This is a genomic window from Bacillus rugosus, assembly GCF_023238245.1.
In the GTDB taxonomy this organism is placed as follows: domain Bacteria; phylum Bacillota; class Bacilli; order Bacillales; family Bacillaceae; genus Bacillus; species Bacillus rugosus.
In genome coordinates, this window is record NZ_CP096590.1 from 115,632 (window position 1) to 128,828 (window position 13,197).

Annotated in this window: 12 protein-coding genes and 1 other annotated feature; all 12 genes read left to right on the top strand. The window is 42.5% G+C overall.

Annotated features, from left to right (window positions below; translation table 11 throughout):
- The first annotated feature begins 5 nt into the window (after positions 1–5).
- The 12 genes from rae1 to rpoC all read left to right on the top strand — a co-directional run bounded on the left by rae1 (position 6) and on the right by rpoC (position 13,142).
- Complete coding sequence (rae1, locus tag M0696_RS00630) at positions 6–518, top strand: ribosome-dependent mRNA decay endonuclease Rae1/YacP (RefSeq protein ID WP_003225756.1); 513 nt, start codon at positions 6–8, stop codon at positions 516–518.
- Between the two features lie 62 nt (positions 519–580).
- A complete protein-coding gene (gene sigH / locus M0696_RS00635; protein ID WP_003225758.1) occupies positions 581–1,237 on the top strand; it encodes an RNA polymerase sporulation sigma factor SigH in 657 nt (218 codons plus the stop codon).
- Between the two features lie 92 nt (positions 1,238–1,329).
- Complete coding sequence (gene rpmG, locus M0696_RS00640) at positions 1,330–1,479, top strand: 50S ribosomal protein L33 (protein WP_003156421.1); 150 nt, start codon at positions 1,330–1,332, stop codon at positions 1,477–1,479.
- Between the two features lie 33 nt (positions 1,480–1,512).
- On the top strand, positions 1,513–1,692 hold the full coding sequence (gene secE / locus M0696_RS00645; protein WP_010327716.1) for a preprotein translocase subunit SecE: 180 nt from the start codon (positions 1,513–1,515) through the stop codon (positions 1,690–1,692).
- 178 nt (positions 1,693–1,870) lie between these two features.
- Positions 1,871–2,404, top strand: a complete 534-nt coding sequence (gene nusG, locus M0696_RS00650; RefSeq protein ID WP_003225764.1) for a transcription termination/antitermination protein NusG — start codon at positions 1,871–1,873, stop codon at positions 2,402–2,404.
- A 167-nt stretch (positions 2,405–2,571) separates the two neighbouring features.
- A complete protein-coding gene (gene rplK, locus M0696_RS00655) occupies positions 2,572–2,997 on the top strand; it encodes a 50S ribosomal protein L11 (protein ID WP_003156430.1) in 426 nt (141 codons plus the stop codon).
- Positions 2,998–3,091: 94 nt separating this feature from the next.
- Complete coding sequence (gene rplA, locus M0696_RS00660) at positions 3,092–3,790, top strand: 50S ribosomal protein L1 (protein WP_003235040.1); 699 nt, start codon at positions 3,092–3,094, stop codon at positions 3,788–3,790.
- A 45-nt stretch (positions 3,791–3,835) separates the two neighbouring features.
- Positions 3,836–3,976, top strand: a sequence feature (ribosomal protein L10 leader region).
- Positions 3,977–4,041: 65 nt separating this feature from the next.
- Entirely contained in the window at positions 4,042–4,542 is a 501-nt protein-coding gene (rplJ, locus tag M0696_RS00665; RefSeq protein WP_166854500.1) for a 50S ribosomal protein L10, read from the top strand.
- 45 nt (positions 4,543–4,587) lie between these two features.
- Entirely contained in the window at positions 4,588–4,959 is a 372-nt protein-coding gene (rplL, locus tag M0696_RS00670; protein ID WP_003156436.1) for a 50S ribosomal protein L7/L12, read from the top strand.
- 89 nt (positions 4,960–5,048) lie between these two features.
- Positions 5,049–5,654 carry a class I SAM-dependent methyltransferase gene (locus M0696_RS00675; protein ID WP_166854499.1) on the top strand — a complete coding sequence of 202 codons (606 nt, stop codon included), beginning with the start codon at positions 5,049–5,051 and terminating at the stop codon, positions 5,652–5,654.
- A gap of 245 nt (positions 5,655–5,899) precedes the next feature.
- Positions 5,900–9,481 carry a DNA-directed RNA polymerase subunit beta gene (gene rpoB / locus M0696_RS00680; protein ID WP_003225770.1) on the top strand — a complete coding sequence of 1,194 codons (3,582 nt, stop codon included), beginning with the start codon at positions 5,900–5,902 and terminating at the stop codon, positions 9,479–9,481.
- Between the two features lie 61 nt (positions 9,482–9,542).
- Entirely contained in the window at positions 9,543–13,142 is a 3,600-nt protein-coding gene (gene rpoC, locus M0696_RS00685; protein WP_166854498.1) for a DNA-directed RNA polymerase subunit beta', read from the top strand.
- Positions 13,143–13,197: the final 55 nt, after the last annotated feature.

Consider the following 13,197-nt stretch of genomic DNA (forward strand, 5'->3'; position numbering starts at 1 on the left):
AACCCATGGATATCCTGTTAGTAGACGGATACAACATGATTGGAGCCTGGCCGCAGCTGAAGGATTTAAAAGCGAACAGTTTTGAAGAGGCGCGAGACGTACTGATTCAGAAAATGGCGGAATATCAATCGTATACAGGAAACAGGGTTATTGTTGTTTTTGACGCGCATCTCGTAAAAGGGCTTGAGAAAAAACAGACCAACCACAGAGTTGAAGTGATTTTTACAAAAGAAAATGAGACGGCTGATGAGCGGATAGAAAAGCTTGCTCAGGCTTTGAATAATATAGCGACTCAAATTCATGTTGCGACCTCTGACTATACTGAGCAGTGGGCGATTTTCGGACAGGGGGCATTGCGGAAATCGGCCCGGGAGCTTTTGAGAGAGGTAGAAGCGATAGAAAGGCGAATAGAGAGACGGGTAAGAAAAATCACTTCCGAAAAGCCGGCGGGTAAAATTGCTTTATCGGAAGAGGTTTTGAAAACGTTTGAAAAATGGAGGCGGGGAGACTTAGATTAAGTTGACGCTTTTTTGCCCAATACTGTATAATATTTCTATCTACGTGCGCCGGGGGGATCGGAGTGAATCTACAGAACAACAAGGGAAAATTCAACAAAGAGCAGTTTTGCCAGTTGGAGGACGAGCAGGTCATTGAAAAGGTTCATGTTGGGGACAGTGATGCGTTAGATTACTTGATTACGAAGTACCGAAACTTTGTTCGGGCAAAAGCAAGATCCTATTTTTTAATAGGTGCGGACAGAGAAGATATTGTTCAGGAAGGTATGATAGGCCTCTATAAGTCTATTCGTGACTTCAAAGAGGACAAGCTTACCTCATTCAAAGCTTTCGCAGAATTATGTATTACCCGCCAAATTATTACCGCAATAAAGACAGCTACTCGCCAGAAACACATTCCTTTGAATTCCTACGTCTCATTAGATAAACCGATTTTTGATGAAGAATCAGATCGAACGCTGCTTGATGTCATTTCAGGAGCGAAAACCTTAAATCCTGAAGAAATGATCATCAATCAGGAAGAATTTGATGATATTGAAATGAAAATGGGAGAACTATTAAGTGATTTAGAGAGAAAAGTACTTGTCTTATATCTCGACGGAAGAAGTTACCAAGAGATTTCCGATGAACTGAACCGACATGTGAAATCGATCGACAATGCCCTTCAGCGTGTGAAACGCAAGCTGGAGAAGTACTTGGAAATTCGTGAAATCAGTTTGTAATAGGGATTTATGTTATATTGACAGTATTTTTCTGACTATGATATGTTACTAAGGATAAGAACTAATGTCTATTTAGAAAAAGGTGTAATGACATGAGAAAAAAGATTACGCTAGCATGCAAGACATGCGGAAACCGTAATTATACGACAATGAAGAGCTCTGCATCAGCGGCTGAGCGATTAGAAGTAAAGAAATACTGCAGTACTTGCAATTCACATACAGCTCATCTTGAAACAAAATAGTTTTTGCGCTTTTAAATTGTGGAGGTCTTTTACATGCGTATTATGAGATTCTTTAAAGATGTTGGGAAAGAAATGAAAAAGGTAAGCTGGCCTAAAGGAAAAGAGTTAACGCGTTATACCATTACGGTGATTTCAACAGTTATCTTTTTTATTATCTTTTTTGCCCTCCTTGACACAGGAATTTCTCAATTAATTCGTTTAATAGTTGAATAATGATCAGCAATACGTGCTATAATAGATCATAATATCACTTGCCAAAACCCGTTCAGCGGGTTTTTTATTGTGGCTTAAAATGAAAGTTATCATAGGTTTTCTGCCTATTTTTTGAAGCGTTATGGTAATTCACTAAAACCAAATGCGGGGAGGGAAGGACTGGACAGTCCTGAAGAGAATGGAAAAGAATTGGTATGTTGTTCACACGTACTCTGGTTATGAGAATAAAGTAAAAGCCAACTTGGAAAAACGTGTTGAATCAATGGGGATGCAGGATAAAATTTTCCGTGTAGTCGTACCTGAAGAAGAAGAAACGGATATCAAAAACGGCAAGAAAAAAGTCGTGAAAAAGAAAGTATTCCCTGGTTATGTGCTTGTTGAAATTGTAATGACAGACGACTCTTGGTATGTTGTCCGCAACACGCCGGGCGTTACTGGATTCGTAGGATCTGCCGGCTCTGGTTCAAAACCGACGCCGCTGCTTCCGGGCGAAGCGGAAACCATTCTGAAGAGAATGGGTATGGACGAACGCAAAACAGACATTGACTTTGAACTGAAAGAGACAGTGAAAGTAATAGACGGACCTTTTGCTAACTTTACTGGATCAATTGAAGAGATTGATTATGATAAAAGCAAGGTCAAAGTTTTCGTTAATATGTTCGGCCGTGAAACGCCTGTTGAGCTGGAATTTACCCAAATCGATAAATTGTAATGTGAAAAAACTTGAAATTGCTATATATAAATGATAATATAGCAAAGGTACGTCTTGGACTTATCCAAGGCAACTAGCTTGATATTTCGTCATTCATATAAAGAATGAAACCTTGAGTGGGAGGGTTTACCCTATTACCACATCACGGACTTAAGGAGGTGTGTCTCGTGGCTAAAAAAGTAGTTAAAGTTGTAAAATTGCAAATTCCTGCTGGAAAAGCTAACCCAGCACCACCAGTTGGACCTGCACTTGGTCAAGCCGGTGTTAACATCATGGGATTCTGTAAGGAGTTTAACGCTCGTACAGCTGACCAAGCTGGTTTAATCATTCCTGTTGAAATTTCGGTTTACGAAGACCGTTCATTTACATTTATTACAAAAACTCCACCTGCTGCAGTATTGCTTAAAAAAGCAGCTGGAATTGAGTCTGGTTCTGGTGAACCAAACCGTAATAAAGTGGCAACCGTTAAGCGCGATAAAGTACGCGAAATCGCTGAAACGAAAATGCCTGACTTAAACGCAGCAGACGTTGAAGCGGCAATGCGCATGGTTGAAGGTACTGCACGCAGTATGGGTATTGTAATCGAGGATTAATTTGTTTCTTGTCGGGTTGCGAGTTTTAACAAGTTCGCAACCCTTATTCGTGGGAGGTTATTCCGCTATAACCACATAAGGAGGAAATTTTAAAATGGCTAAAAAAGGTAAAAAGTACGTTGAAGCTGCTAAGCTTGTAGATCGTTCAAAAGCTTACGACGTTTCTGAAGCAGTAGCTCTCGTTAAAAAAACAAATACAGCTAAATTCGACGCTACAGTTGAAGTGGCTTTCCGTCTAGGGGTTGACCCTCGTAAAAACGATCAGCAAATCCGTGGAGCAGTTGTGCTTCCAAACGGAACTGGTAAAACTCAGCGCGTTCTCGTTTTCGCAAAAGGCGAAAAAGCGAAAGAAGCTGAAGCTGCTGGTGCAGATTTCGTTGGCGATACTGACTACATCAACAAAATTCAACAAGGCTGGTTCGATTTCGATGTAATCGTAGCTACACCTGACATGATGGGTGAAGTTGGTAAAATCGGTCGTGTACTTGGACCAAAAGGTTTAATGCCAAACCCTAAAACTGGTACAGTTACTTTCGAAGTTGAAAAAGCAATCGGCGAAATCAAAGCTGGTAAAGTTGAATACCGCGTTGATAAAGCTGGAAACATTCATGTTCCTATCGGTAAAGTTTCTTTCGAGGATGAAAAACTTGTTGAGAACTTCACAACAATGTACGATACAATCCTGAAAGCTAAACCTGCTGCTGCAAAAGGCGTTTACGTGAAAAACGTTGCTGTAACTTCTACTATGGGACCTGGTGTCAAAGTAGACTCTTCAACTTTTAACGTAAAATAATATTGACATGACATCAACATTCTGATATTATTCAAAATGTTGTAAAATAGAATATCATTTATACCGTAGACAGTAGGGGCCTAACCGCTTAATTATCCTACCGAGGTGTATATTATCACAGCTATTACGTTACGTATGCTTGTATATACAGCCTCCATGTCTCATGGAGGCTTTTTATATGGAATCCGTCGTCTCAGTCGTGATCACCTAACGGTATAAGTGTTACACAAGAATCTACAGGAGGTGTAACCATGAGCAGCGCAATTGAAACAAAAAAAGTTGTTGTTGAAGAAATTGCTTCTAAACTGAAAGAAAGTAAATCAACGATCATCGTTGACTACCGCGGACTTAACGTTTCTGAAGTAACAGAACTTCGTAAACAGCTTCGCGAAGCTAACGTTGAGTTCAAAGTTTACAAAAATACGATGACTCGCCGTGCGGTTGAACAAGCTGAGCTTAATGGTTTGAATGATTTCTTAACTGGACCGAACGCGATCGCATTCAGCACTGAAGATGTTGTCGCTCCGGCTAAAGTTCTTAATGAGTTCGCTAAAAATCACGAAGCTCTTGAAATCAAAGCTGGCGTTATCGAAGGTAAAGTTTCTACTGTTGAAGAAGTGAAAGCTCTTGCTGAACTTCCATCACGCGAAGGCTTGCTTTCTATGTTGCTTAGCGTACTTCAAGCTCCAGTTCGCAACTTTGCTCTTGCTACAAAAGCTGTGGCAGAACAAAAGGAAGAACAAGGCGCTTAATCTAATCAGTTTTTCATAAATTAAAACAAAATGGAGGAATTACAAATGGCTTTAAATATCGAAGAAATCATTGCTTCCGTTAAAGAAGCAACTGTACTTGAATTGAACGACCTAGTAAAAGCAATCGAAGAAGAATTTGGCGTAACTGCTGCTGCTCCTGTAGCTGTAGCTGGCGGAGCTGCTGCAGGCGGAGCTGCTGAAGAGCAAAGCGAATTCGACCTTATCCTTGCTGGTGCAGGTTCTCAAAAAATCAAAGTTATCAAAGTTGTACGTGAAATCACTGGTCTTGGCTTAAAAGAAGCTAAAGAACTTGTTGACAACACTCCAAAACCACTTAAAGAAGGTATTGCTAAAGAAGAAGCTGAAGAGCTTAAAGCTAAACTTGAAGAAGTTGGCGCTTCTGTAGAAGTTAAGTAATCTTCACTTACCTGTAGGGGAAGCTCGCTTTTATGAGGCGAGCTTTTTCTTTGCCATTCTTTAAGACATGACAAAAGGAGGTTCTAATAATGAGTGAGCACTATTATTCAGAAAAACCTTCAGTGAAAAGCAACAAGCAAACCTGGTCTTTTAGGCTTCGTAATAAAGATTTCAAGTTTACAAGCGACAGCGGGGTTTTTTCAAAAAAGGAAGTTGATTTCGGATCCCGTCTGCTGATTGATTCTTTTGAAGAGCCGGAAGTTGAGGGCAGCATTCTGGATGTAGGCTGCGGGTATGGCCCGATTGGCCTGTCATTGGCCAGCGACTTTAAAGACCGGACCATCCACATGATTGACGTTAATGAGAGAGCTGTAGAGCTATCAAATGAAAATGCGGAACAAAACGGAATAACAAACGTTAAGGTTTATCAGAGTGATATGTTTTCAAACGTTGATTCTGCTCAAACATTTGCTTCTATTCTTACAAATCCCCCAATCCGAGCCGGAAAAAAAGTTGTCCATGCTATCTTTGAGAAAAGCGCTGAACACTTAAAAGCTTCAGGTGAGTTGTGGATCGTCATACAGAAAAAGCAAGGCGCGCCTTCTGCCATTGAAAAGCTCGAGGAACTGTTCGATGAAGTTTCTGTCGTTCAAAAAAAGAAAGGCTATTATATCATTAAAGCAAAAAAAGTTTGACTCGGTATTTTAGCTATGTTAATATTATAAAATGCCAATGTATATATTTTGCTTGATATGATGAATTGTCAATATCTATGTATAAATTATACAAGTATGGAAATGCTAATAAAATCGGTATTTGTTTTTGGATGTGGTTTTCTTAATTAGAAACCCTTTTTTCTTTTGTCTTGTAAAAGTATTTTCTTTCTTTGAAAGAAATGCTTATTACACATATAATACGCATGATTTGAGGGGTGAATCAGTTGACAGGTCAACTAGTTCAGTATGGACGACACCGCCAGCGCAGAAGCTATGCTCGCATTAGCGAAGTGTTAGAATTACCAAATCTCATTGAAATTCAAACCTCTTCTTATCAGTGGTTTCTTGATGAGGGTCTTAGAGAGATGTTTCAAGACATATCGCCAATTGAGGATTTCACTGGTAACCTCTCTCTTGAGTTCATTGATTATAGTTTAGGTGAGCCTAAATATCCTGTAGAGGAATCAAAAGAACGTGATGTGACTTACTCAGCTCCGCTAAGAGTGAAGGTTCGTTTAATTAACAAAGAAACTGGAGAGGTAAAAGACCAAGATGTCTTCATGGGTGATTTCCCTATTATGACAGATACAGGTACTTTTATCATTAACGGTGCGGAACGCGTTATCGTTTCCCAGCTTGTTCGGTCTCCAAGTGTATATTTCAGTGGTAAAGTAGACAAAAACGGTAAAAAAGGTTTTACCGCGACTGTCATTCCAAACCGTGGCGCATGGTTAGAATACGAAACTGATGCGAAAGATGTTGTTTATGTCCGCATTGATCGCACACGTAAGTTGCCGGTTACGGTTCTTTTGCGTGCTCTCGGCTTCGGTTCCGATCAAGAGATTCTTGATCTCGTAGGAGAGAACGAATACCTGCGAAATACGCTTGATAAAGATAACACAGAAAACAGCGACAAAGCGCTGCTTGAAATTTACGAACGTCTCCGTCCAGGAGAGCCGCCTACAGTTGAAAATGCGAAAAGCTTGCTTGATTCTCGTTTCTTTGATCCGAAACGATACGATCTTGCCAATGTAGGACGCTATAAAATTAACAAAAAACTTCATATTAAGAATCGCCTCTTTAATCAGAGACTTGCTGAAACGCTTGTTGACCCTGAAACAGGAGAAATCCTGGCTGAAAAAGGTCAGATTCTTGATAGAAGAACACTTGATAAAGTACTGCCATACTTAGAAAACGGAATCGGTTTCAGAAAGCTGTATCCGAATGGCGGCGTTGTTGAAGATGAAGTAACTCTTCAATCAATTAAAATCTTTGCTCCGACTGATCAAGAAGGAGAACAGGTTATTAATGTAATCGGCAATGCTTACATTGAAGAAGAGATTAAAAACATTACGCCTGCTGATATTATTTCTTCTATCAGCTACTTCTTCAACTTGCTGCACGGAGTAGGCGACACAGATGATATCGATCATCTTGGAAACCGTCGTTTGCGTTCTGTAGGTGAGCTTCTCCAGAACCAATTCCGTATCGGTTTAAGCCGTATGGAGCGTGTGGTTCGTGAGAGAATGTCAATTCAAGATACGAATACAATTACTCCTCAGCAGCTGATCAATATTCGTCCTGTTATTGCGTCCATTAAAGAGTTCTTTGGAAGCTCTCAGCTTTCTCAATTCATGGACCAGACGAACCCGCTTGCTGAATTAACGCATAAGCGCCGTCTGTCAGCATTAGGACCGGGCGGATTGACACGTGAGCGTGCCGGAATGGAAGTACGTGACGTTCACTACTCCCACTATGGCCGTATGTGTCCGATTGAAACGCCTGAGGGTCCGAACATCGGTTTGATCAACTCACTTTCATCATATGCAAAAGTAAACCGTTTTGGCTTTATCGAAACACCTTATCGCCGCGTTGACCCTGAAACAGGGAAGGTAACGGGCAGAATCGATTACTTAACTGCTGATGAAGAGGATAACTATGTTGTCGCTCAAGCGAACGCTCGTCTTGATGACGAAGGCGCATTTATTGATGACAGCATCGTTGCCCGTTTCCGCGGGGAGAACACCGTTGTTTCCAGAAACCGTGTAGACTACATGGATGTATCGCCTAAGCAGGTTGTTTCTGCTGCGACAGCATGTATCCCGTTCCTAGAAAACGATGACTCCAACCGTGCTCTCATGGGAGCGAACATGCAGCGTCAGGCTGTGCCTTTGATGCAGCCAGAAGCGCCATTCGTTGGAACTGGTATGGAATACGTATCAGGTAAAGACTCTGGTGCCGCTGTTATTTGTAAACACCCTGGTATCGTTGAACGCGTAGAAGCGAAAAACGTTTGGGTTCGCCGTTATGAAGAAGTAGACGGTCAAAAAGTAAAAGGAAACCTGGATAAATACAGCCTGCTGAAATTTGTCCGCTCTAACCAAGGTACGTGCTACAATCAGCGTCCGATCGTAAGTGTCGGCGATGAAGTAGTAAAAGGAGAAATCCTTGCTGACGGTCCTTCTATGGAGCTTGGTGAACTTGCACTTGGCCGTAACGTAATGGTCGGCTTCATGACATGGGATGGCTACAACTATGAGGATGCCATCATCATGAGTGAACGCCTTGTGAAGGATGATGTTTATACATCTATCCACATCGAAGAATACGAATCAGAAGCACGTGATACTAAACTTGGACCTGAAGAAATCACTCGCGATATTCCAAACGTCGGTGAAGATGCGCTTCGCAATCTTGATGACCGTGGAATCATCCGTATTGGGGCAGAAGTAAAAGACGGAGATCTTCTTGTTGGTAAAGTAACGCCTAAAGGCGTAACTGAACTGACTGCTGAAGAACGCCTGCTTCACGCCATCTTTGGTGAAAAAGCCCGCGAGGTTCGTGATACTTCTCTTCGTGTGCCTCACGGCGGCGGCGGAATTATCCACGACGTTAAAGTCTTTAACCGTGAAGATGGAGACGAACTTCCTCCAGGTGTTAACCAGTTGGTTCGCGTATATATCGTTCAGAAGCGTAAGATTTCTGAAGGGGATAAAATGGCCGGTCGTCACGGTAACAAAGGTGTTATCTCTAAGATTCTTCCTGAAGAGGATATGCCTTACCTTCCTGACGGCACACCAATTGATATCATGCTTAACCCGTTGGGCGTACCATCACGTATGAACATCGGGCAGGTATTGGAACTTCATATGGGTATGGCCGCTCGTTACCTCGGCATTCACATTGCATCTCCTGTATTTGATGGAGCGCGAGAAGAGGATGTTTGGGAAACACTTGAAGAAGCCGGTATGTCTCGTGATGCCAAAACAGTGCTTTACGATGGACGTACTGGAGAGCCATTTGATAACCGCGTATCTGTCGGTATCATGTACATGATCAAACTGGCTCACATGGTTGACGATAAACTTCATGCACGCTCTACAGGTCCTTACTCACTTGTTACGCAGCAGCCTCTTGGCGGTAAAGCACAATTTGGCGGACAGCGTTTCGGTGAGATGGAGGTATGGGCACTTGAAGCTTACGGTGCGGCTTACACTCTTCAAGAAATTCTAACTGTTAAGTCTGATGACGTGGTTGGACGTGTGAAAACATACGAAGCCATCGTTAAAGGCGATAATGTTCCTGAACCAGGTGTTCCGGAATCATTCAAAGTATTAATCAAAGAACTTCAAAGCTTAGGTATGGATGTCAAAATTCTTTCTGGTGATGAAGAAGAAATAGAAATGAGAGATTTAGAAGACGAAGAAGATGCGAAGCAAGCTGACGGCCTGGCATTATCAGGTGATGAAGAGCCGGAAGAAACAGCATCTGCAGACGTTGAACGAGATGTAGTAACAAAAGAATAATCTCTAGTTATAAAGGCAAGTGACATCGGTTAATCCGAAGATAAAAAGGGAGGTAGGCCCCTTGCTAGATGTGAACAATTTTGAGTATATGAACATCGGTCTTGCTTCACCGGATAAAATCCGTTCATGGTCTTTTGGTGAAGTGAAAAAGCCTGAAACGATAAACTATCGTACGTTAAAACCTGAAAAGGACGGTCTATTCTGCGAACGCATTTTCGGACCGACTAAGGACTGGGAATGTCATTGCGGGAAGTACAAGCGAGTTCGTTATAAAGGCGTAGTTTGTGACCGCTGCGGAGTCGAAGTAACACGGGCTAAAGTCCGTCGTGAGAGAATGGGGCACATTGAACTGGCTGCCCCAGTTTCCCACATTTGGTATTTCAAAGGTATTCCAAGCCGTATGGGTCTTGTGCTGGATATGTCACCTCGTGCTTTAGAAGAAGTCATTTACTTTGCTTCTTACGTTGTAACTGATCCGGCAAACACACCGCTTGAAAAGAAACAGCTTCTGTCTGAGAAAGAATACCGTGCTTATCTTGATAAATACGGTAATAAATTCCAAGCGTCTATGGGTGCAGAAGCGATTCATAAACTTCTACAAGATATCGATCTTGTAAAAGAAGTTGATATGTTAAAAGAAGAGCTAAAAACTTCACAAGGACAGCGCCGTACTCGTGCGATCAAACGCCTTGAAGTTTTAGAAGCCTTCCGTAACTCAGGAAACAAGCCTTCTTGGATGATCCTTGATGTGCTTCCTGTTATTCCTCCTGAGCTTAGACCGATGGTACAGCTAGATGGCGGACGTTTTGCGACTTCTGATTTGAATGACCTTTATCGTCGTGTCATCAACCGTAACAATCGTTTGAAACGCCTTTTGGACCTTGGTGCGCCTAGCATCATTGTTCAAAACGAAAAGCGTATGCTTCAAGAGGCTGTTGATGCTTTAATTGATAACGGCCGCCGCGGACGTCCTGTAACAGGTCCTGGTAACAGACCGTTAAAATCTCTTTCGCACATGCTGAAAGGGAAGCAAGGCCGTTTCCGTCAAAACCTTCTTGGTAAACGTGTCGATTACTCCGGACGTTCTGTAATCGTTGTTGGTCCTCATTTGAAAATGTACCAATGCGGATTGCCGAAGGAAATGGCGCTTGAACTTTTCAAACCTTTCGTTATGAAAGAGCTTGTTGAAAAAGGTCTTGCTCACAACATTAAGAGTGCGAAACGTAAAATTGAGCGCGTACAGCCTGAAGTATGGGATGTACTCGAATCAGTTATTAAGGAGCATCCGGTACTTCTGAACCGTGCCCCTACACTTCACAGATTAGGTATCCAAGCGTTTGAACCAACGCTTGTTGAAGGACGCGCAATTCGCCTTCACCCGCTCGTATGTACAGCTTACAACGCTGACTTTGACGGTGACCAAATGGCAGTTCACGTACCATTATCTGCTGAAGCTCAAGCTGAAGCACGCATCTTGATGCTTGCTGCTCAAAACATCTTGAACCCTAAAGATGGTAAACCGGTTGTAACACCGTCTCAGGATATGGTACTGGGTAACTATTACCTGACACTTGAGCGTGCCGGTGCTGTCGGTGAAGGTATGGTCTTCAAGAATACAGACGAAGCGCTTCTTGCTTATCAAAACGGATATGTTCACCTTCATACGAGAGTAGCTGTTGCAGCTAACTCCCTTAAGAATGTGACATTTACCGAAGAACAGCGCTCAAAATTGTTAATTACAACTGTCGGTAAGCTTGTCTTCAATGAAATTCTTCCAGAATCATTCCCTTACATGAATGAACCGACGAAGAGCAACATTGAAGAGAAAACACCTGACCGTTTCTTCTTAGAAAAAGGTGCCGATGTGAAAGCTGTCATTGAACAGCAGCCAATCAATGCACCGTTTAAAAAAGGTATTTTGGGTAAAATCATCGCGGAAATCTTTAAACGATTCCATATCACGGAAACGTCTAAAATGCTTGACCGCATGAAAAACCTAGGTTTCAAATATTCAACAAAAGCTGGTATTACAGTTGGGGTTTCTGACATCGTCGTACTCGATGATAAACAAGAAATTCTTGAGGAAGCGCAAAGCAAAGTAGATAACGTCATGAAGCAATTCCGACGTGGTCTAATCACTGAAGAAGAACGCTATGAGAGAGTTATCTCTATCTGGAGTGCTGCCAAAGATGTTATCCAAGGCAAACTGATGAAGTCACTTGATGAGCTCAACCCGATCTACATGATGAGTGACTCTGGTGCCCGTGGTAACGCGTCTAACTTTACGCAGCTTGCCGGAATGCGCGGCCTGATGGCCAACCCGGCTGGACGTATCATTGAATTACCGATCAAATCAAGTTTCCGTGAAGGTCTGACAGTATTGGAGTACTTTATCTCCACTCACGGTGCGCGTAAAGGTCTTGCCGATACCGCCCTTAAAACTGCTGACTCAGGTTACCTTACACGCCGTCTCGTTGACGTTGCGCAGGATGTTATCATTCGTGAGACTGATTGCGGAACTGACCGAGGCATCCTTGCTCAGCCTCTTAAAGAAGGAACTGAAACAATTGAGCGCTTAGAAGAACGCTTAATCGGCCGTTTTGCACGAAAACAAGTGAAGCATCCTGAAACAGGTGAAGTGCTTGTAAATGAAAACGAACTGATTGATGAAGATAAAGCACTGGAAATTGTAGAAGCCGGTATTGAAGAAGTGTGGATCCGTTCTGCCTTCACATGTAATACGCCTCATGGTGTATGTAAACGATGCTATGGCCGAAATCTTGCAACTGGCTCCGATGTTGAAGTCGGTGAAGCTGTCGGTATCATTGCTGCCCAATCAATCGGTGAGCCTGGTACACAGTTAACAATGCGTACATTCCATACAGGCGGGGTTGCCGGAGACGATATCACACAGGGTCTTCCGCGTATCCAAGAGCTTTTCGAAGCGCGTAATCCGAAAGGTCAGGCAACAATTACAGAAATCGACGGTACAGTCGTTGAGATCAATGAAGTTCGTGATAAGCAACAGGAAATTGTGGTTCAAGGCGCAGTGGAAACACGCTCTTATACAGCACCTTATAACTCCCGCCTGAAAGTAGCGGAAGGAGATAAAATTACTCGAGGCCAAGTACTGACAGAAGGTTCAATCGATCCGAAAGAGCTTCTTAAAGTGACTGACCTGACTACTGTTCAAGAGTACCTTCTCCACGAGGTCCAAAAGGTTTACCGTATGCAGGGTGTTGAAATCGGTGATAAACACGTAGAAGTAATGGTTCGCCAGATGCTTCGCAAAGTCCGCGTAATTGACGCCGGTGACACTGATGTGCTTCCAGGTACATTGCTTGATATTCACCAATTTACTGAAGCGAACAAAAAAGTATTGCTTGAAGGCAATCGTCCTGCTACAGGCCGTCCTGTCTTGCTCGGTATTACAAAAGCATCTCTTGAAACTGATTCATTCTTATCTGCTGCTTCCTTCCAGGAAACAACACGTGTCCTTACAGACGCAGCGATCAAAGGTAAGCGTGATGAGCTTCTCGGCTTGAAAGAGAATGTTATCATCGGTAAGCTTGTTCCAGCTGGTACAGGAATGATGAAATACCGTAAAGTAAAACCAGTTTCAAATGTTCAGCCAACTGAAGACATGGTTCCGGTTGAATAATTGATTTAATGCTGCTGAAAGACTGCCAAAACAGTCTTTCAGCAGATATATTTAA

Bases quoted from the DNA above. Each gene is read 5' to 3' on its own strand.
- rpmG (WP_003156421.1), top strand. From the start codon at position 1,330: ATGAGAAAAAAGATTACGCTAGCATGCAAGACATGCGGAAACCGTAAT.
- rplA (WP_003235040.1), top strand. From the start codon at position 3,092: ATGGCTAAAAAAGGTAAAAAGTACGTTGAAGCTGCTAAGCTTGTAGAT.
- nusG (WP_003225764.1), top strand. From the start codon at position 1,871: ATGGAAAAGAATTGGTATGTTGTTCACACGTACTCTGGTTATGAGAAT.
- M0696_RS00675 (WP_166854499.1), top strand. From the start codon at position 5,049: ATGAGTGAGCACTATTATTCAGAAAAACCTTCAGTGAAAAGCAACAAG.
- rplL (WP_003156436.1), top strand. From the start codon at position 4,588: ATGGCTTTAAATATCGAAGAAATCATTGCTTCCGTTAAAGAAGCAACT.
- rae1 (WP_003225756.1), top strand. From the start codon at position 6: ATGGATATCCTGTTAGTAGACGGATACAACATGATTGGAGCCTGGCCG.
- secE (WP_010327716.1), top strand. From the start codon at position 1,513: ATGCGTATTATGAGATTCTTTAAAGATGTTGGGAAAGAAATGAAAAAG.
- rplJ (WP_166854500.1), top strand. From the start codon at position 4,042: ATGAGCAGCGCAATTGAAACAAAAAAAGTTGTTGTTGAAGAAATTGCT.